General features: G+C 76.1%; 18 protein-coding genes. 11 read left to right on the plus strand and 7 right to left on the minus strand.

Going from position 1 to position 17938, the window contains the following annotated elements; all coding sequences use genetic code 11:
- A partial coding sequence (locus MNY60_RS16535) for a DUF6600 domain-containing protein (protein WP_374109406.1) occupies nucleotides 1-635 on the minus strand: 635 nt, incomplete at its 3' end.
- A gap of 369 nt (nucleotides 636-1004) precedes the next feature.
- On the opposite strand from MNY60_RS16535, the gene MNY60_RS16540 reads away from it, so the two are divergent.
- From MNY60_RS16540 to MNY60_RS16555, 4 genes are all read left to right on the plus strand, one after another.
- Complete coding sequence (locus MNY60_RS16540) at nucleotides 1005-1583, plus strand: HPF/RaiA family ribosome-associated protein (protein ID WP_242339914.1); 579 nt, start codon at nucleotides 1005-1007, stop codon at nucleotides 1581-1583.
- A gap of 165 nt (nucleotides 1584-1748) precedes the next feature.
- Nucleotides 1749-2351 carry a YqgE/AlgH family protein gene (locus MNY60_RS16545; RefSeq protein ID WP_242339915.1) on the plus strand — a complete coding sequence of 201 codons (603 nt, stop codon included), beginning with the start codon at nucleotides 1749-1751 and terminating at the stop codon, nucleotides 2349-2351.
- Nucleotides 2352-2536: 185 nt separating this feature from the next.
- Entirely contained in the window at nucleotides 2537-3613 is a 1077-nt protein-coding gene (recA, locus tag MNY60_RS16550) for a recombinase RecA (RefSeq protein WP_242339916.1), read from the plus strand.
- Between the two features lie 109 nt (nucleotides 3614-3722).
- Nucleotides 3723-5102, plus strand: coding sequence for an LETM1 domain-containing protein (locus MNY60_RS16555; RefSeq protein WP_242339917.1), 1380 nt, complete (start codon nucleotides 3723-3725; stop codon nucleotides 5100-5102).
- A 156-nt stretch (nucleotides 5103-5258) separates the two neighbouring features.
- Here the strand turns inward: MNY60_RS16555 and MNY60_RS16560 are convergent, their stop codons facing one another.
- Nucleotides 5259-6800, minus strand: coding sequence for a HEAT repeat domain-containing protein (locus MNY60_RS16560; RefSeq protein WP_242339918.1), 1542 nt, complete (start codon nucleotides 6798-6800; stop codon nucleotides 5259-5261).
- Between the two features lie 16 nt (nucleotides 6801-6816).
- Nucleotides 6817-7464, minus strand: coding sequence for a hypothetical protein (locus tag MNY60_RS16565; protein ID WP_242339919.1), 648 nt, complete (start codon nucleotides 7462-7464; stop codon nucleotides 6817-6819).
- A gap of 92 nt (nucleotides 7465-7556) precedes the next feature.
- On the opposite strand from MNY60_RS16565, the gene MNY60_RS16570 reads away from it, so the two are divergent.
- From MNY60_RS16570 to MNY60_RS24365, 5 genes are all read left to right on the plus strand, one after another.
- On the plus strand, nucleotides 7557-8834 hold the full coding sequence (locus tag MNY60_RS16570) for a glycerate kinase (RefSeq protein ID WP_242339920.1): 1278 nt from the start codon (nucleotides 7557-7559) through the stop codon (nucleotides 8832-8834).
- Between the two features lie 70 nt (nucleotides 8835-8904).
- Nucleotides 8905-9846 carry a methionyl-tRNA formyltransferase gene (gene fmt, locus MNY60_RS16575; protein ID WP_242339921.1) on the plus strand — a complete coding sequence of 314 codons (942 nt, stop codon included), beginning with the start codon at nucleotides 8905-8907 and terminating at the stop codon, nucleotides 9844-9846.
- Nucleotides 9843-11165, plus strand: coding sequence for a transcription antitermination factor NusB (locus MNY60_RS16580; RefSeq protein WP_242361156.1), 1323 nt, complete (start codon nucleotides 9843-9845; stop codon nucleotides 11163-11165). The genes fmt and MNY60_RS16580 overlap by 4 nt, the downstream gene beginning before the upstream one ends.
- Nucleotides 11166-11246: 81 nt before the next feature.
- A complete protein-coding gene (gene rpe / locus MNY60_RS16585) occupies nucleotides 11247-11936 on the plus strand; it encodes a ribulose-phosphate 3-epimerase (RefSeq protein ID WP_242339923.1) in 690 nt (229 codons plus the stop codon).
- Nucleotides 11933-13387 carry a sensor histidine kinase gene (locus tag MNY60_RS24365; RefSeq protein ID WP_242361157.1) on the plus strand — a complete coding sequence of 485 codons (1455 nt, stop codon included), beginning with the start codon at nucleotides 11933-11935 and terminating at the stop codon, nucleotides 13385-13387. The genes rpe and MNY60_RS24365 overlap by 4 nt, the downstream gene beginning before the upstream one ends.
- Nucleotides 13388-13443: 56 nt before the next feature.
- On the opposite strand, the gene MNY60_RS16595 is transcribed toward MNY60_RS24365, so the two are convergent.
- The 3 genes from MNY60_RS16595 to MNY60_RS16605 are packed head-to-tail and all read right to left on the minus strand — an operon-like array spanning nucleotide 13444 to nucleotide 15445.
- Complete coding sequence (locus MNY60_RS16595) at nucleotides 13444-13881, minus strand: septal ring lytic transglycosylase RlpA family protein (RefSeq protein WP_242339925.1); 438 nt, start codon at nucleotides 13879-13881, stop codon at nucleotides 13444-13446.
- Nucleotides 13878-14522, minus strand: a complete 645-nt coding sequence (locus tag MNY60_RS16600) for a uracil-DNA glycosylase family protein (protein ID WP_242339926.1) — start codon at nucleotides 14520-14522, stop codon at nucleotides 13878-13880. Before MNY60_RS16600 ends, MNY60_RS16595 begins: the two co-directional genes overlap by 4 nt.
- Nucleotides 14513-15445 (minus strand): DUF429 domain-containing protein, encoded by a 933-nt coding sequence (locus MNY60_RS16605; RefSeq protein WP_242339927.1) that lies wholly within the window; start codon nucleotides 15443-15445, stop codon nucleotides 14513-14515. The genes MNY60_RS16600 and MNY60_RS16605 overlap by 10 nt, the downstream gene beginning before the upstream one ends.
- Before the next feature lie 165 nt (nucleotides 15446-15610).
- Between MNY60_RS16605 and MNY60_RS16610 the strand changes: the two genes are divergently transcribed.
- Nucleotides 15611-15979, plus strand: a complete 369-nt coding sequence (locus MNY60_RS16610; protein WP_242339928.1) for a response regulator — start codon at nucleotides 15611-15613, stop codon at nucleotides 15977-15979.
- Nucleotides 15980-16019: 40 nt separating this feature from the next.
- A complete protein-coding gene (locus MNY60_RS16615) occupies nucleotides 16020-16943 on the plus strand; it encodes a hypothetical protein (RefSeq protein WP_242339929.1) in 924 nt (307 codons plus the stop codon).
- Here MNY60_RS16615 and dctP read toward each other — a convergent pair whose 3' ends face one another.
- Nucleotides 16944-17924 (minus strand): TRAP transporter substrate-binding protein DctP, encoded by a 981-nt coding sequence (gene dctP / locus MNY60_RS16620; RefSeq protein ID WP_242339930.1) that lies wholly within the window; start codon nucleotides 17922-17924, stop codon nucleotides 16944-16946.
- Nucleotides 17925-17938: the final 14 nt, after the last annotated feature.

A 17938-nucleotide genomic window follows, 5' to 3' on the forward strand; every position in this document is an offset into this window, starting at 1 on the left:
CCGCCCTCCGTCTCGCCCATGCGCAGCGGCGGCCCGCCGCGCGGCGGCGCCGGCCGGGCCACCCCGGCGCGGCGGGGCGGCGCGGGGCGCGTCCTCGGCAGGATGTCCGGGACGCGCGCGGGCGGCACGAGCGCGGGTCGGACCGGGTGGCCGACGAACCGCGGCGCGGGCACGAACACCCAGTACGTCACCGCGATGGGCGCCGGGTCCACCCACCACGTCACCAGGCCGGGCGGCAGGGGCGCCCACCCGATGAAGCCGCCCCCGACGCGCCAGGCGACCCAGGCCGGCGCCCACGCATGCCCGGGCACCCAGATCCAGCCCAGCCAGGGATCGAAGATCCAGCGGCCGTAGTGGTACGTCGCCCACGCCCACGGCTCGTCGCTTGCCCAGTACCAGCCCTCGTCCGTCCAGACCCACTCGCCGTCCACGTAGGGGCGCCAGTCGGGCCCGGCACCGACGGGCCGCCACACGCGCCCGTAGCTGCCCGCCACCATCCACTCCCCGTACGGCGCGAGCCCCTCCTCGAAGAGCTCGAACGAGACCCCCGCCTGCGGGCCTTCCGCGACCGCGCGCGCCGGCAGGACGCCGGCGCCGCAGAGGAGGAGCGCACCGAGCAGCGATCGCCACCTCATGGCCTGCCCTCCCGGCCGCGCTGCGCGTGGCCGCGCCCGCGTGCCGTGACGCTGACGCGGGCGCCGCGCGGCCTCGGCACGTTCCCAGGATCCCGCCGCGGGCGCGCGCGCCGCAACGGAGCACCTTGGGTCGGCGCGCTCCGTGGCACGCGCCGCGCGGGCGTGCGCCGCTCCGCCCGGCGGGCGGGCCACCGTCGAGCGCGCGCGGCACGGGCGGGGAGCGGGGGGCACCGCGGTTCGTACGCAGGCCACCTCCGGAGCGCCCCGCCTCTCTGCGGCGCCGGGCCGGGTGCCGGACGTAGCATGAGGGTGCGGCGCCGGGGCCGCCGGTCTCGGCGCGGCAGGCGCTAGGCAGGCGGAGGTGACGCGATGCAGAAGCCCATCGAGATCGGCTGGCGGAACGTGACGCCCTCCCAGGCGGTGGCGACGCTCATCCAGTCCGAGGCGGCGCGACTCGAGCGCGCCTCGGACCGGATCGTCGGGTGCACGGTGAGGCTCGAGGCGCCGAGCCGGCATCACCGGCACAGCGGCGGCCAGTACCGGGTCCGGCTGGAGGTGTCGATCCCGCGCGGCAGGATCGTCGTGGGGCGCAATCCCCCCCTGGGCACGGATACGCACGAGGATCTCTACGCGGTGGTGAAGCAGGCCTTTCGCGAGGCGCGGCGGCAGCTCGAGGATCGCGTGCGGCGTCTCGACGGCCGCGTGAAGGCCCACGCGGCGGCTACGGAGGGGGTGGTGGTGCGCCTGTTCCCGGACGAGCACTACGGGTTCCTGCGCACGCCGGACGGGCGCGACGTCTACTTCCACGCGAACGCGGTGGTGCGCGGCCAGTTCCCGCGGCTCGAGGTCGGCCGCGGCGTTCGCTTCGTCGAGGAGAGCGGCGACGAGGGCCCGCAGGCGAGCACGGTGGACCCGCTCCCGGTCCGCCGCAGCGCGCCGGCGCACTGAAGCCGGCGCGGGCGGCGCGAAGGCGGGATCGGACGGGCGCCTCGAGGCGGCCCGGCGGCCGAGGGGGGCGCTCCCCTCTCGTTTTCGCGGCTGCGAGTTGCGCGACGCGGCCGTCCGCGCGAGATCTGGAGGCGGCGCGCCCCGTCGGGCGGCCGCGGAGAAACCATGCAGAGCCCTGCACCCTCCGGCCTCGCCCCCGGCTACCTCGTCGCCGCTCCCGCCCTCTCCGACCCGAACTTCGCGGGCTCGCTCGTGCTCATGGCCGAGCACCACGGCGAGGGGGCGCTCGGGTTCGTCGTGAATCGCCCCGGTCCGGTGACGGTCGCTGAGGTGCTCGCGAGCGTGGACGAGGACCTGCGCCGCGCTGCGGAGGCGCACGGCCGCGCCGACGCGCCGGTGCTCGTGGGCGGCCCGGTCCAGCCGGAGCGGCTCTGGATCCTCTTCCGGCCAGGGACCGTGGCGGCCGACGCCGAGGGCGCGGTGAAGGTCGGCGACGCCCTCTCCCTGGGCGGCTCGCGCGAGCTGCTGGAGGCGCTCGTGCGCGCTCCGGGCGCCGGCGATCCGTTCCTGCTCCTGCTCGGCTACTCCGGCTGGGCGCCGATGCAGGTCGAGCGGGAGGTGGCGGCCGGCGCGTGGGTGCCGCTCGAGCTCGACGGCAGCTCGCTCGTGTTCGACGTGCCGCTCGAGAAGCGCTGGGACACCGCGGTGCGCCGGCTCGGCCTGGAGCCGGGGGGATTCCTGGTCGGCGGCGGCGGGGCGTCGGCCTGACCCACGTGCGTCTCGAGGGGTACCCGGGATGCGCCTGGCCGTCTCCTTGACGGCCGACCGTCCGTTCAGTATCCATCTGTTCAGGTCCCGACGAAAGCGCCTGTCAGGGCGCGCTGCTAGGAGAGACCTCCACCGCGCAAGTCGCCGGGAGCGCTGAAGGCGCCCCCCGCAAGGAGACGAAAGAAATGGCCGTCGCACCGGAGAAGGAGAAGGCGATCGAGCTGGCCGTCTCGTCCATCGAGAAGGCCTTCGGGAAGGGCTCGATCATGCGCCTCGGCAACGAGGAGGCGCTCGTGAAGGACGTCCAGGCGGTCTCGACCGGCTCGGTCTCGCTCGACATCGCCCTCGGCGTCGGCGGGTTCCCGCGCGGCCGCATCATCGAGATCTACGGCCCGGAGTCCTCCGGCAAGACGACCCTCGCCCTCCACGCGGTGGCCGAGGCGCAGAAGAAGGGCGGCATCGCGGCGTTCGTCGACGCCGAGCACGCCCTCGACGTGGGCTACGCGCGGAGGCTGGGCGTCCGCACCGACGACCTCCTCATCTCGCAGCCCGACACCGGCGAGCAGGCCCTCGAGATCGCCGAGACGCTCGTCCGCTCCGGCGCCATCGACGTGCTCGTCGTCGACTCGGTCGCCGCGCTCGTGCCGAAGGCCGAGCTCGAGGGCGAGATGGGCGACGCGCACATGGGCGTGCAGGCGCGCCTCATGAGCCAGGCGCTCCGCAAGCTCACCGGCACGATCTCCAAGTCCTCCACCATCGTCATCTTCATCAACCAGATCCGCATGAAGATCGGGGTGATGTTCGGGAACCCGGAGACGACCACCGGCGGCAACGCGCTCAAGTTCTACGCCACGCAGCGGCTCGACATCCGCCGCATCGGCGCGATCAAGGACGGCGACCAGATCATCGGCAACCGCACCCGCGTGAAGGTGGTGAAGAACAAGGTCGCCCCTCCGTTCAAGGAGGTCGAGTTCGACATCATGTACGGCCAGGGGATCAGCCGCGAAGGCGACCTGCTCGACCTCGCCTCGAACGAGAACATCGTCGAGAAGAGCGGCACCTGGTTCAGCTTCGGCGGCGAGCGGATCGGCCAGGGCCGCGAGCAGGCGAAGGCGTTCCTCCGCGAGCACCCCGAGGTGCTGCAGCAGGTGGAGGGGAAGACCTTCGAGAAGTTCGGGATCCACCGCGGCCCGGTGGCGGTCCCCGCGCCGCCCCCCGAGGAGCCCGAGGAGAAGAAGGGCCGGGCCAAGTCGGCCCGCTGATCTTCCAGCCTTTTCACCGGCCGAGGGCCTCCGCCCCTCCCGCCTTTCCACCCGGGCGGGCGAGCGAGACCCGAACGAAGCGCGCTACACTCGCCGGCCCGGACGCCACGTGCCGAGACGGCTCACCGACAGACGGTGGCTGGGGAAGCTCCTCGACGAGGAGCTCCTCCGCCACGATCCTGACCAGGCCCGCGCCCGGCTCCCCGCCGAGGTGCGCGGCGCCGGCGCGTCTCCGCTCGATCTCGCGCCCGCGGCGAACCTGCTCGTCACCCGCTCGCTCAGGCGCCGGGTCGCGGTGGGGCGGCCCGGTGCCTCCGACGGCAGCCGCGCACCCGCGTCCTCTGCCGCGGACGCGTTCATCGAGGAGATCCGCGCGCACATCGGGCTCGCCCTCGATCTCGCGCTCCTGCGCGGCGATCCGTTCGTGCGCGCCCGCCGCCGTGCCGAGATCGCCGCGGCGCTCGCCGCCGCGGTCGGCGAGCACGCCGTCGCGATCGCCGCGGAGCCCGAGCAGCCAGGCGGCGCGAGCGATCGCGCCGTGGATCGAGCCGCCCGCGCCGCGGCGGAGGCGCTCCATGCGCGCTTCTACCCGCCCGGCGATCCGGCGCACGCGCTGCCCCTCCACGCCGGGGCCGTGGCCGTGCTGCGCCGCCGGCTCGCGCGCGTCGTCTGCGGGTACCACCGGGACGGGCGCCTCGTGGCCGAAGCCCTCGCGCGCCACGGCGCCTACGCCGTGCGCGAGTCGGCCCTCCTCGCGGAGGCGCTCGCCGGCCTCCTCGGCGCGGCGGGCCTCTCGGGCGCGCCGGTCCAGGCCGTGCGCCACCGGCAGATCGCGCGCCTCGGCCTCGACCGCGCGGCGACCCGGGAGACGCGCCACGCGATCACCTCGCCCCGGTCGCCCGAGGCCCTCGCCGAGGCCACGCCGGAGCGCGTGCGCGGGTTCCTCCTCGAGCAGCTCCGGCTCGCCCAGCTCGGGCTGAAGCTCGTGCACGACGCGCCGGCAGCGTGGGTCGAGTCGTTCGCGCGCGCCGCCCGGCTCGACGCGCAGGTCATCGCGGCCGCGGAGATCGAGGCCGCCGCGCAGCACGCCGATCACGCGGACTGGCTCGAGGCGCTCGGCGACGGCGGCAGCTCGGGCTGGCACGTGTTCACGGCCGACCTCGACGCCGCCACCGACGTGGTGGTGGAGCGCGTCTCCACGGCCGTCACCGACAACCTCGACGCCCTCGTCACGGAGATCCGCGAGACCGGCGAGCTCGGGCAGCTCCTCGCGAAGGCGGCGGCGGGGAACGCCCTCACGCAGGACGAGAAGCGCAAGGTGAAGGCGCAGCTCGTCGATCTCGCGAAGGCCGTGCCCGCCCTCGCGATCTTCGCCGCGCCCGGAGGGATGCTGCTCCTCCCGCTCGTCGCGAAGCTCCTGCCATTCAGCCTCCTGCCGAGCTCCTGGGAGCGCCCGGGCGCCTCGAAGCGGAAGCGGGCGGCGAGGTAGGGCTGCGCACGGCCGTCGATCCCGATGGCCGCGGCCCGTCGCCGCAGGGCGGGCCCGTGCTCCAGGTCGTCGGAAGCGCCCGGCGGTGAGGCCCTGGAGACGAGCCGGGCGCGATCGCCGAGGCGACCGCGCCCGGGAGTGAACCGCGGCTCGCTGCTACCGCGCCGCGCGGCGGAGCCGCGTCGCGAGCCGCAGCGCGTCCTCGTTCACGCCGGCGGTGAGCGTCCGGCCGCGATCGTGCGAGATCATGCCGTCGATCTTCGCGGCGAGGTCCGCGCCGGCCGCTCCGAGCGGCTCGCGGGAGGCGATCCAGCCGAGGCCCAGCACCGCGTGGTAGCGCGCGGCGAGGTCGGCGTCCTGCTCGACCGGGCGCACGAGCGCGTCGGCGAGCGCCGCGGCCTGCTTCGCGCCGCCCGCGCGCCCCACCTCGAGCGCCGCGCGATCGCGCACTGCCGCGCTGGGATCCGCGAGCTTGCCCGTCCAGCAGCTCGCGTCCCCGCCGCAAGCGGCGGCGGCGTCGAGCCGCGCGAGCATGCCCTTGAACGCGGCCTCGCGCCCGGCGTCGCAGCCCGCGGCGCAGACGCGCTGCGCCGCCGCCTCCACGACCGAACGCTCGGAGGCGCCGCCGAGGCGGGAGAGCGTGGCGAGCGCGGCGTCGCGGAGCCGCGCGTCCTGCGAGGACGCCGCGCTGCGGAGCGCCGGGACCGCGCCGGCGTCGCCGATGCGGGAGAGCGCGTCGCAGTAGCGGTCGCGCACGTCCGGGTCGCGCTCGCGCGCGACGAGGTCCGCGAGGGGGCGGACCGCCTCGCGGGCGCGCATGCGCCCGAGCGACTCGGCGGCGAAGACGCGCACGTAGAGCGCGAGGCGGGGGTCCGCGTCCTGGTAGGAGAGCTTCTGCACGAGCGCCGGGACCGCCTCCGCGCCCGCGACGTCGCCGAGGAGCTGCGCGGACTTGGCGTAGAGCGCGCCCTGCACGACGCCGCGCTGACGTGCCCAGCCGGCGAGCTCGGCGTCGCGGCCCTCCAGGACCGCGATGAGGGGGGCCGCCATGGGCGGACCGATCTGGTAGGCCGCGAACGCCGCCTCCGGGAAGAAGGACACGCCCGGCCGCTCGTCGAAGAGCATGCGGAGCACGGCCTTGCCGGCGCGCGGATCGGCGATGGAGCCGAGCGCGAGGAGCGCCTTCTTGGCGGTGAACGGCTCGACGCCGTCGCCGGTGGCGATCTTGACGAGCGTGTCCACCGCCGAGGGATCGCCGATGCGGCCGAGCGCGTCCACCGCGGCGACCTGCGTGTACCCGTCGGACGAGGCCGTGAGCTGCTTCAGCGCCGGGACGGCCTCGCGCGCGCGCAGCGCGCCGAGCGCCTCGGCGATCCGCCGGTTCGCGTCGACCGTGTCGCGATCCTTGGGCGCCGGATCGAGGGCGGCGAGGAGGGGCGCGGCGGCGCGCGAGTCGCCGATCTCGCCGAGCGCCACGGCCGCCTCGGCGCGGGCGCGCGGCGCCTGCGCGAGGACCTCCACGAGGTACGGCACGGCGGCGGCCCGATCGCCGGGCGCCTTGCGGACGTGGGAGAGCGCGTCGAGCTTCTCGTCGAGCCGGCTGCGGCTCGCGGCGCGCTTCGCCCAACCGGCGGGATCGCTGGGGCTCCCGCACGCGGCGAGGAGGAGGCAGGCGGCTACGGCGGGGAGGGTTCGCATGTGGGGACCTCTCTGGCTAGGGCGCGGCGTGCCGCTGCGGCGCAGGGACGGCGAGCGGCGTGGGCTCGGGATCGTCGAGGGCGAGGGCGCTGCGCCGCTCGCGCGCGGCGGCGGCGAGCGCCTCGATGGCGGGGGCGAGCTCCGGCGAGCGCACCGCGGCGGCGCGCATCCGCGCGAGGGCGTCCTCGAGGACCGCCGCGTGCCGCGCCTCGCGCGCCTTCATCCGCTCGACGGCCTCGATGAAGGTCCGGAAGAAGGCCTTGAGCTCGTCGCTCCTGCGGAGGGTGCGCATCTGCGGGAACCGACCCTCGGAGAGGACGCGCAGGTAGTGGCCCATCACGAAGATGGGGCCGGCGACGCGGTGGGTGATGACGACGCCGAGCAGCCCGAGGGAGCCGGCGAGGAGCAGCGCGATCGCGGCGAACGCCCAGAGGAGCACGCGGTCGCTGCGCGCCACGAGGGCGCGGGTCTCCGGATCGGCGGCGACGAGCGCGGTCACCTGCGCGTGGACCTGGTGGAGCCACAGCCCGAACACGACCGCGATGAGCAGCCCGGCGCCTGCCATGAGGAGCGCGTACTTGAGCTGGAAGCCGCGGTCGACGAGGACCTGCCGCCGCTTCACGGCTGCGCCGGGCGCGTCGGCTGCGGCGGATGCCTCGGCCATGCGATGCTCCCTCCGGCCCCGCGACGCCGGGCCCCCGCGATTCTATCGTTTGCCCCTCGCACCGCAACGACGCCGTCGCACGGGAGGTGACGATGCAGGTTCCACGCCCACTCGCCTCCACGTGTGGGGACATCTACCGAACCGCCGTCGCGCAGCTCGGCGCGGCGCGGCGCGTCGCCGAGGCGCTCGCGGAGGAGCCGCTCCCCGCGGGCCCCGTCCGCGTGCTCGCCCTCGGAAAGGCCGCGACGCCGATGATCGAGGCCGCCCTCGCCGTGCTGGGGTCGCGCGCGTCGGACCCGCTCTGCGTCCACCCCGAGGGCACGCGGGCGCCGGCGGGCGTGCGCACCCTCGCGGCCGGCCACCCGCGCCCGACGCGCGGCTCGCTCGAGGCCGGCGAGGCCATCGCCGCCTGGGCCGACGCGAACGGCGGGTCGGCCGCGCTCGTGCTCCTCTCGGGCGGCGGCAGCGCGCTCGCCGTGGCCCCGCCGGCGGGGATCTCCCTCGACGACAAGGCGGACGCGCTCGCGGCCGTGATGCGCGCCGGCGCGACGATCCAGGAGCTGAACGCCGTCCGGAAGCACCTCTCCGCGCTGAAGGGCGGCCGCCTCGGCGCGCGGCTCGCGCCCGCGCCGGTGCGCGTGCTCGTCCTCTCCGACGTGCCGGGCGACGACCTCTCCACGATCGCGTCCGGGCCGCTCGTGCCCGATCCGACCACCTGGGCCGACGTCGAGGCGGTCCTCGCCCGCACCGGCACCCGCGCCGCCCTGCCCGCCTCTGTGCGCGCGTTCGTGGACGAAGAGTCGGCGGCGGGCCGCGAGACGCCGAAGCCGGGCGACCCGCGCTTCGCGGCGATCGCGCACCGCCTCCTCGCCGGCCCGGGGGATCTCGCCCGCGCCGCCGCCGAGGTTGCTCGCGGGCGGGGGCTCGACGCGGAGGCGGATCCCGCGCCGCTCGTGGGCGACGTCGCGAAGGTGGCGGCGCAGCTCGGCGCGTGGGCGCGCGCGAACGCGGGCCAGGGCCGGCGGCTCCTCGCGCTCGGCGGCGAGCCGACCATCCACGTCCCGGCCTCCGCCGCCAACCCCGACGGAGGCCGCGCGCAGGCGCTCGCGCTGCTCGCGGCGAAGGAGATCGCCGGGCTGCGCGCCGCCGTCCTGGCCGCGGGCTCCGACGGGCGCGACGGTCCGACCGAGCACGCGGGCGCGGTCGTGGACGGCGAGACGGCGGGACAGGCGGCCCGGGCCGGGATCGATCTCGACGCGGCGCTCGCCGAGGCGCGCTCCGGCCCCGCCTGCGCCGCGCTCGCCGCCGCCATCCCGCGCTTCGAGACGGGGACGCACGTGTGCGATCTGGTGATGGTGGCGGTCGAGTGACCCCGACCCGACCGCGACCTTCGTCGCCCCGATGGACCCCGACCTCGACCCCGCCTATACAGGCCCCCTCATGCGCATCGTCTTCATGGGCACTCCCGCCTTCGCCGTACCCCCGCTCGACGCGCTCGCGCGCGCCGGGCACGAGATCGCGGCGGTGGTGGCGCAGCCGGATCGCCCGGCCGGCCGCGGGCAGGCGCTGCGCGAGCCGGCGACGAAGGCGTGGGCGCGCGAGCACGGCGTCCCGGTGCTGCAGCCGGTGAAGGTCCGCGACGGCTCTCTCGCGCGCGAGCTCGCGCAGCTCCGCCCGGACCTCCTGGCCGTCGCGGCGTACGGGCGGATCCTGGGCCGCGATCTCCTCGAGCTCGCGCCGCACGGCGCGCTCAACGTGCACGGGTCGCTCCTGCCGAAGTACCGCGGCGCTGCGCCCATCCAGTGGGCGATCGCCGAGGGCGAGGCGGAGACGGGCGTCTCGATCATGCAGATGGACGAGGGGCTCGACACGGGCGACGTGCTCCTCCAGCGCGTCCTCCCCATCGGCCCCGACGACACCTCCGAGACGCTCGCGCCGAGGCTCGCCGCGCTGGGCGGCGAGGCGCTCGTCGCGGCGCTCGCGCTCCTCGCCGCGGGCGAGCTCGTGCCGGTGAGACAGGACGGGACGCGCGCCACCCTCGCGCGGATCCTCGAGAAGGAGGACGGGCGGGTGGACTGGACGGTCCGCGCCCGGCGCCTCCGCGACCGGCTGCGGGCGTTCACGCCCTGGCCCGGGGCGACGACCACGCTCGAGGGACGGTCCGTGAAGCTGCTCGAGGTCGTCGAGGATCCCGCCGCCGCGGCGGCGGCGCCGGACGCCCCCGGGGCGGCCGCGGTCGTGCCGGGGCGCGGCGTCGCGGTGCGCTGCGGCGAGGGGACCGCGCTCCTCGTCACCCGGCTGCAGCCCGAGGGGAAGCCCCCGCAGGCCGCGGTCGACTTCGCGAACGGCCTGCGCCGTCGCACCTTCACGTTCGGCACATGACGACCGCACGCCAGATCGCCTTCGAGGTCCTGCGCCGCGTGGACGAGGGCGGCGCCTACGCGTCGCGCGCGCTCGACGCGGCGCTCGCGGGCGCCGGCGCGCTCGACCCGCGCGAGGCCGGCCTCGCGACCGAGCTCGTCTACGGCACGCTCCGCCGCGCGCTCGCCCTCGACGGCGCGCTCGCGCCGCACTCGCGGCGCCCGGTGGACGCGCTCGATCCCGCCGCGCGCGTCGCGCTCCGGCTCGGCGCCTACCAGCTCCTCTTCCTCAGGAAGCCGGCCCACGCGGCCGTCGGCGAGACCGTCTCGCTCGTGAAGGCGGTAGACCACGGGCGCGCCTCGGGCTACGTGAACGCCGTGCTGCGCTCCCTCGCGCGCGCGTCGACCCTGCCCGAGCCGCCCGCCCTCGCGGTCGATCCGGTGGGGCACGTCGCGGTGGCCGAGGCGCTGCCCCGCTGGCTCGCGGAGGAGTGGGTCTCCTGGCTCGGACCGGAGGAGGCGCTCGCGCTCGCGCGCGGCATGAACCAGCCGGCCGCGCTCACGGTGCGCTCGCCGGATCGCGACGCCCTGCTCGCGCGGGCCCGGGCGGCCGGCCTCGCCGCCGAGCCCACGCCCCGCTCGCCGGACGGGATCGTCCTCGCGGGGACCTCGGTCGCCGCGCTGGCGCGGGCCGCGGGCGGGCTCGCCTTCCAGGTGCAGGACGAGGCCGCTCAGCTCGTCACCCTCTACGCGGCGGGCGCGCTCCGCGGGACGCGCGCGCGCGTGCTCGACGCCTGCGCCGCCCCCGGCGGGAAGGCGTTCCACCTCGCCGAGCTGCTCACGCCCGGCGCCGAGGTCGTCGCGGTGGAGCTCCACCCGCGCAAGGCGGAGGAGCTCGCCCGCGAGGCGGCGCGCCGCGGCCTCACCGGCGTCCGGGTGATCTGCGCCGACGCAGCTCGCCCCATCCCGGGCCTCGAGCCCGAGAGCTTCGACGCCGTGCTCGTGGACGCGCCCTGCGCCGGCCTCGGCACCCTCCGGCGCCACCCGGAGCTGAAGCTGCGGCGGACGCCCGCCGATCTCACCCGGATGGCCGAGCTCCAGGCGGCCGTGCTGGCGAGCACCGCGCGCTACGCTCGACCGGGCGCGCCGGTGACCTACTCGATCTGCTCGCTCTCGCGCGCCGAGGGTCCGGACGTGGTCGCGGGCGCGCTGCGCGCAGGCTTCGCCCGCGCCGGGGGCGGCGCGGTGCCGGCGGACGTGCTCACGCCCGACGGCGACCTGCTCACCGTGCCCCATCGCCACGGGACCGACGGCTTCTACGCGGCACGGCTCGTACGGTGAGTTCGGGGTCCGCGCCGCGGACCCTCGCCGCCCCGCGCCGCGGCCCACGCGCCGGCCGGTCTCGCGTAGACTGTGCGCCCCATGCCCCTGCCGATCCGCATCGCCCCCTCGATCCTCTCCGCCGACTTCGGCCGCCTCGCCGAGGAGGTGCGCGCGATCGAGGCGGCGGGCGCGGACGTCGTGCACGTGGACGTGATGGACGGCCGGTTCGTGCCGAACATCACCATCGGGCCGCTCGTGGTCGAGGCGGTCCGGAAGGTGACGAAGCTGCCGATCGACGCGCACCTCATGATCGTCGAGCCGGAGCGCTACGTGGAGGCGTTCGCCCGGGCGGGCGCCGACCTCGTCTCCGTCCACGCCGAGGTGTCCCCGCACCTGCACCGCACGCTGCAGGCGATCCGCGCCGCCGGCGCGCGGCCCGCCGTCGCGCTCAACCCCTCGACGCCGCTCTCCGCGATCGAGTGGGTGATCGGCGACTGCGAGATGGTGCTCGTCATGACCGTGAACCCCGGGTTCGGTGGCCAGCGCTACATCGACGCGTGCACCGACAAGATCCGCCAGCTCCGGGCGCTCGCCGACGCGCGCAACCCGGCGCTGGAGATCGAGGTGGACGGCGGGGTGAAGCCCGAGACGGCGGCCCTCGTCGCGGGCGCGGGCGCGAACGTCCTCGTCGCGGGGACCGCCGTGTTCGGCGCCCCCGACTACCGGGCCGCCATCGACGCGATCCGCGCCGGCGCGGAGGGTGCGCGCGCGGCCGGTGGCCGGAGGTGAACGTCGCCGCGGCCATCGCCGCGTCGGCGGCGCTCGTCGCGGTGCTCGCCGGCGCGCTCTCGCGCCGGCTCTCGCTCGCGCCCGGCTGGCGCGATCAGCACCGCTTCTCGCTCGTCGCGTTCTCCGCGGCGGCCTACGCGGTGTGCAACCTCGCGACGACGCTCGGGCTCCCCGATCCGATCGTCACGCTCACCTCGCGGTTCCAGGTGGCGAGCGCGCTCGTGCACTTCTGGGCCTGGTTCGGCTACTCCGAGACGTTCGCCGGCCTGAAGCCCGGCCGGTGGCAGCACGCGGCGAGGCGGGCGTTCCTCCTGCTCGCCGCCCTCGCGCTCATCCCCGGCGTGGTCTTCACGTACGACGTCGTCAGCCACGAGGTGCCGGCGTTCGGCGCCGTCTACCGGGACGCCCTCCCGACCACGTTCGGCTACGCCGTCTTCGCCGTCCTCCTCGGCGCCTCGCTCGTCACCTGGTGGCGCTTCGTGCGCGCCTGGCGCGCCGGCATCCGGCACGCCGGCGTCCACGCCGCCGCCTTCGGGACCCTGATCCTCTTCGGCCTCAACGACGCGTTCGCGACGACGGGCCGGTTCCCGACGCCGTACCTCCTCGACACCGGCTTCATCGTGCCGATCGTCGCGGTCTACTGGACGATCACCGTGCGCTTCTCCGACAACGCGCGCGCGCTGCAGTCGATGCGCGCGCGGCTCGAGGAGCTCGTCGACACCCGCACGCACGCGCTCGCGGAGGCCCAGGCCGCGCTGCACCAGTCCGAGAAGCTCGCGGCCCTGGGCCGGTTCGCGACCGCGGTCGCCCACGAGATCCGCGACCCGGCCGCGGTGATCACGACGAACCTGCGCCTGCTCGAGGACGGGCTGCGGCGCGCGGACGGCTCGGGCCACGAGGGTCGCGACGCCATCGCGGACGCGCTCGCGGCGCTCGAGCGGCTCGGCACGCTCGTCCGCGCGCTCGCCGACGCGGGCGGGGCCGCCGCCGCGGAGCCTGGCGGCCGCGCCGTCGTCGCCGACGTGGTGCGGGCGAGCGTGTCCCACGCCCGCATCCGCGCGGGCGACCGGATCCGGATCCTCGAGGAGATCCCGGCCGGCCTCTCCGTGCGCGCGCGGCCGGAGAGCGTCGCGCACGTGCTCGGCAACCTGCTCGCGAACGCCGCCGACGCGGTGCCGGAGGGGCGCGCCGGCCGCGTCGAGGTGCGCGCGGAGCGGCGAGGGGGCGCCGTGCGGATCACCGTCTCCGACGACGGGGCCGGCATGCCGCCCGACGTCCTCCGCCGCGCGTTCGAGCCGTTCTTCTCGACCAAGCGCGACGGGCGCGGGCGCGGGCTCGGGCTCGCCATCTCGCGGGGCGTGGTGGAGGGGAGCGGCGGCGCGCTCTGGCTCGAGAGCGAGCCGGGCAAGGGCACGCGCGCCGTGCTGGAGCTGCCGGAGCTCGGCGGCTGATCGACCGATCCGACGCGGGCCGCGCCTTCACGGCCCGCCCGCGACCCGGGGGCCGGTCAGTCCTCGACCGCCTCCACGCGGACGCGGGCGAGGCCGCGGTCGACGATCCCGAGCTTGCGCGCCGCCGCCATCGAGAGGTCGACCACCCGCCCGCGCTTGAACGGCCCGCGGTCGGTGACGGTGACGACGACGCTCCGCCCGTTCTCGAGATCGGTGACCTTGAGGCGCGCGCCGAACGGCGCCCGGGGGTGCGCGCAGGTCATGGCGTGCATGTCGTAGCGCGCCCCGCTCGCGGTGCGCCGGCCGTGGAACTTCCTCGCGTAGAAGCTCGCGAGGCCGACCTCGCCCTCCTCGCCCGCGGGCGCGGCCGAGGACGGGCGCGGCGACTCCTCGGGCTCCGAGCGACGCGGGGCGTGGGTGCAGGCGGCGAGGGCGGCGAGGAGCACGGCGACCGGCGCGACCCGGCCGAGCGTGCGCGGGCGCCGAGCGCTCACGGCCGCGCCCTCCGCCGGAAGGTGCGCGCGACCTCCGGGTGACTCGCGAGCAGCGTGAGCGCCTGGTCGAGCAGGGTGCGCCCCGGCTCCATCTTGAACCAGGTGGAGGCCCCGGACGGATGCGGGAGCGGGATGACGTCGACGTCCACCCCGTGGAACTGCGTCCTGAGCGTGCGTCCGACCACGGCCGCGATGGGCTCCGTGTGGCCGAGCACCTCCTGGATGGCGAGCCGGCCGACCGGAATGACGAGTCGCGGCGCGAGGATCTCCACCTCTCGGGCGACGAAGCCCCGCCACAGCGCGCACTCGTCGGGCGTGGGGACCCTGTCCCCTCCGCCCTTCGTCTTGCCGGGAAAGCAGCGCACCACGGCGCTGATGTAGACGCGCGCCCGCACCGTCTCCTCGTCGGCGCCGGTCGCGCGCTCGAGCCAGCGGAAGAGCGTCTTGCCCGCCGTCCACGCGAAGGGGCGGCCGAACCGCGCCTCGTGCGGGCCGGGCGCCTGACCGATGAGGAAGATGCGGCTCGCCACGGCCGGGCCGTGCACGGGCGGACCGAAGCCGCGCGGCTGGAACGCCTGGATGTCGCGGTGCACCGCCGCGAGCGCGGCGGCGGCAGCGGCGCGCCCCGCGCTCAGCGCCACGGCTCCTCGCGCACGGAGTGGATCCAGCCCTCCGAGCGCGGCACGTTCGACGGGACGCCCTGGAACCCGTCCTCCCACGCGGCCGCGGCGCCGGTGGCGGCGAGGACCGCGTCGAGGTGGTCGCCGCGGCCGTCCTCGACGACCTGCGCGGCCTGCTCCATCTCGAACTCCAGCTTCGAGGCGCTGCGGAGGGTGCGGAGGATCGCCGCGCGGGTCGAGGCGCGAGAGATGCCGTCGCGGTCGTCGTCGCGGTAGGCGCAGACGCCGCAGACGACGCGGGCGACGTGCGCGGGCCGCACCTCCGCCACGGCGGGCTTGCCGGTCTGCGGCGGATCCCAGGGGAGGAAGCTCGCCTGGACCTGGGCGAGCGTGCACAGCCCGAAGAACGTCTGGCGGTAGCTGCGCGCGCTCGTCGGCGCCCCGACCTCTGCGCGGTAGCAGTCGGTCGCGCGCGGGCGATCCTTGCCGAGCTCGTCCCGGAACTTCGCCGCGCCCTCGGTGAAGTCGCCTCCCGGACCGACGAACCGCTCGTGGAGGTTCCGGCCGAGCACCGCCGGCCCGCGGATGGCCTGGCGCAGGAGCCCGAGCTGGCGGAGGTGGGTCTCCGAGAGCGACAGGGCGAAGTCCACGCCGAGGACGAGGCGCCCCTCGGCCCACTTCGCCTCCTCCGCGACCCAGGCGGCGAAGCGCGCGTGCACGTCGCGCCGGCCCGGCGCGTCGGTGAACGGACGCCACAACCGCGTGAGCCTGGTCTTCGTCCGGCCGCACTCGATCTTGGCGGCGAGGATCTGGTTGCCCGCGCCCTCGACGCCGCTCCAGCGGAGGCCGATGACGACCCCGCGATCCGGCAGCGAGAACGAGGGCGGGCGCGCGCGGCCGAACACCGCCGCGGCAGAGCTGCTCGTGCCCTCGTTCTCCGACATCTTCCTGGACTCTCCGGCGCACGCGGCGCGACCGGTGCGTTTACCTTTCGCTTGCCATGAGTGTCAACGGCGCACCCCGGATCACCCCGGCGCGAGTCTCGATTGGGGCCACCTCGCGTACCCGGGTTCCCGGACGGGATCCCGCTGCCTAATGTGCAGCCGAACGTGGCTTCCCCCGCCCGCATCCTCGTCGTCGAGGACGACACCGCGATCCGGCAGACGCTCGCGGAGCTGCTCCAGGACGAAGGCTTCGAGGTCTCCTGCGCCGCGAACGGCGCCGAGGCGCTCGCGCACCTCACCCGCTCCGCTGCACCGAGCGTCATCCTGCTCGACCTCACCATGCCGGTGATGGACGGCTGGACGTTCCGCTCCGCCCAGCGCGAGGACCCGCGCATCGCAGGCATCCCCACGGTGGTGGTGTCGGCGAACCACGCCGCGGACCGGCGCGCCGTCGCAGGGCTCGGCGCGGCCGCGTTCCTCGCGAAGCCGTTCGATCTGGACTCGCTCATCGACACGATCCACAGGCTGTGCTGAGGCTGCGACCGGTGGTGCCGCCCGGCTCGTGAAGTCGCCGATGGCCCCGCTCCTCGACCGCGCGATCGACGGGTTCGCGATGTGGACGGAGGATCGCCGCGTACGTCCGGCGGTCGGCTTCCGCGCGGCCCCCGGCGTGCCGCTCGACTGCTTCGGGCCGCTGCCGGTGCTCCCCGCGGCGCCGCCGCGGGAGGGGGACTGGCTCGCGGAGTCGCCGCGCCCCGCCCCGGGCGACGACAGGATGGCCGTGCACGCGCGCGCCGCGCGCGGTGCCCGGCGGGGAACCGCCATCCTGGTGCCGCCGTGGAAGGTGCCGCGGCTCGCCGTCGTCGCCGGGTACGCGCGGCTCCTCGCGCGCGCGGGCCTCGACGTCTGGACGCTCGTGCCGCCGCGCCACCTGCAGCGCTCGCCTCCGGGCACGCGCAGCGGCGAGGGCTTCGTCTCGCCCGACCTCCCCGCGCTGCGCGGGGCGTTCGAGCAGCTCGTGCTCGAGATCAGGGTCCTCACGGCGCTCGCCCGCGCTCGCGGGGAGGGATCGGTCGGGGTGGTGGGGCTCTCCCTCGGCGCGCTCGCCGCCGCCCTCGCCGCGACCGCGCCCGAGCCGCTCGACTTCGCGGCGCTCGTCGCGCCTCCGGCGGATCTGGCGGCGGTGTTCGCGGGCACCCGCATCGGCCGGCGCTACCTCGCCCTCGCGCGCCGCGCCGGCGCGCCGGCGCCCCCGCCCGACGCGCTCTCCCGCATGCTCGCGCCCTTCCGCGCGGACGCGCGCCGGCCGACCGCGCGGCGCGTGCTCGTGGCGGTGGGACGGGAGGATCGGATCGCGCTCAGCGCGGGCGCGCTCGGGCTCGCGGCGGCCTGGGGAGCGACCGCGCGGAGCTACCCGCGCGGCCACCTCACCCTGATCTTCGCCTGCCGCGCGCTGCGGCGCGATCTCGCCCGCTTCGTCGCGGGCGCGGACCTTTGACTACTTCGCCGGGCAGGCGTCGCGCGCGGCCTTCACCGCGTCGAAGAACTCCGCCGGGACGACGCCGCCGCGCACGACCGGCCACGACCGCTCCATCGCCTGGCGCCACGGGGCGGCGTCGACCTTCACGACCTGCAGGCCCTGCTTCTGCATGGCGCCGACGGCGTCGGCGTTGAGGCGGCGAACCTCGACGTCGACCTTCTGCCCGAGCTCCTTCGCGATCTGGAGCAGCTTCGGCCGGAGGTCCGCCGGGATCTTCTCCCACGCGTCCTTCCGCACGAGGGTCGCCCCCATCATGTAGGACCAGGACACGTCCATCATGTTGTTCGCCTTCTCGAACAGGCGCGCGGTGAGGACGTAGAGGGGGACGTTCGGGACGCAGTTGATCATCCCGGTCTGGAGCGACGGGTACATGTCGTTCGCGGAGAGCACGACCGGCTGCATCCCGGCCGCCCGGAACGCCTCGACGCTCTTGGGATCGCCCTCCCACGCCCAGATCTTCGCCCGGCTCATCTCGGCGGGGGTCTTGAACGGCGAGTCGCAGAACAGGTGGATCGCCCCGATCCGGCTCCACTGCAGCGCGATGAGGCCGCGCTTCTCGAGCGCCTGCTCCACGCGGGGGCGCACCTTGTCGAAGGCGCACTCCATCTGCCCCTCGCTCTGGAACAGGAACGGCACGCTCAGCGCCTGGGGCTCGGGGATGACGTCGTGCATGCCGACGTTCGAGATGGCGGCCGCCTGGAGCTGGCCGATCCCCATCTTGCGGACCATGTCGCCCTCGGACCCCTGGGCGCCGCCTGCGTAGATGCGGAGCTTCACCTTCCCGCCCGACGCCTGCTCCCACTTCTGGGCCATCTCGCGGAGGAGGTCGTGCCAGGTGGAGCCCTGCGGCGCGAGCGTGCCGAGCTTCAGCGTCACGGTCTGCGCGCGGGCGGCGGTGGCGAGCGCCGCGAGCAGCGCGGCGAGGAGCAGCTTCTTCACGGGGATCTCCTTGG

The sequence above is a fragment of the Anaeromyxobacter sp. SG17 genome, from assembly GCF_022690695.1.
GTDB classification, from domain to species: Bacteria; Myxococcota; Myxococcia; order Myxococcales; family Anaeromyxobacteraceae; genus Anaeromyxobacter; species Anaeromyxobacter soli.

Bases quoted from the DNA above. Each gene is read 5' to 3' on its own strand.
- MNY60_RS16570 (WP_242339920.1), top strand. From the start codon at position 7,557: ATGCAGGTTCCACGCCCACTCGCCTCCACGTGTGGGGACATCTACCGA.
- MNY60_RS16605 (WP_242339927.1), bottom strand. From the start codon at position 15,445: ATGTCGGAGAACGAGGGCACGAGCAGCTCTGCCGCGGCGGTGTTCGGC.
- MNY60_RS16540 (WP_242339914.1), top strand. From the start codon at position 1,005: ATGCAGAAGCCCATCGAGATCGGCTGGCGGAACGTGACGCCCTCCCAG.
- rpe (WP_242339923.1), top strand. From the start codon at position 11,247: ATGCCCCTGCCGATCCGCATCGCCCCCTCGATCCTCTCCGCCGACTTC.
- MNY60_RS16545 (WP_242339915.1), top strand. From the start codon at position 1,749: ATGCAGAGCCCTGCACCCTCCGGCCTCGCCCCCGGCTACCTCGTCGCC.
- MNY60_RS16565 (WP_242339919.1), bottom strand. From the start codon at position 7,464: ATGGCCGAGGCATCCGCCGCAGCCGACGCGCCCGGCGCAGCCGTGAAG.
- fmt (WP_242339921.1), top strand. From the start codon at position 8,905: ATGCGCATCGTCTTCATGGGCACTCCCGCCTTCGCCGTACCCCCGCTC.
- MNY60_RS16560 (WP_242339918.1), bottom strand. From the start codon at position 6,800: ATGCGAACCCTCCCCGCCGTAGCCGCCTGCCTCCTCCTCGCCGCGTGC.
- MNY60_RS16580 (WP_242361156.1), top strand. From the start codon at position 9,843: ATGACGACCGCACGCCAGATCGCCTTCGAGGTCCTGCGCCGCGTGGAC.
- MNY60_RS16615 (WP_242339929.1), top strand. From the start codon at position 16,020: ATGGCCCCGCTCCTCGACCGCGCGATCGACGGGTTCGCGATGTGGACG.
- recA (WP_242339916.1), top strand. From the start codon at position 2,537: ATGGCCGTCGCACCGGAGAAGGAGAAGGCGATCGAGCTGGCCGTCTCG.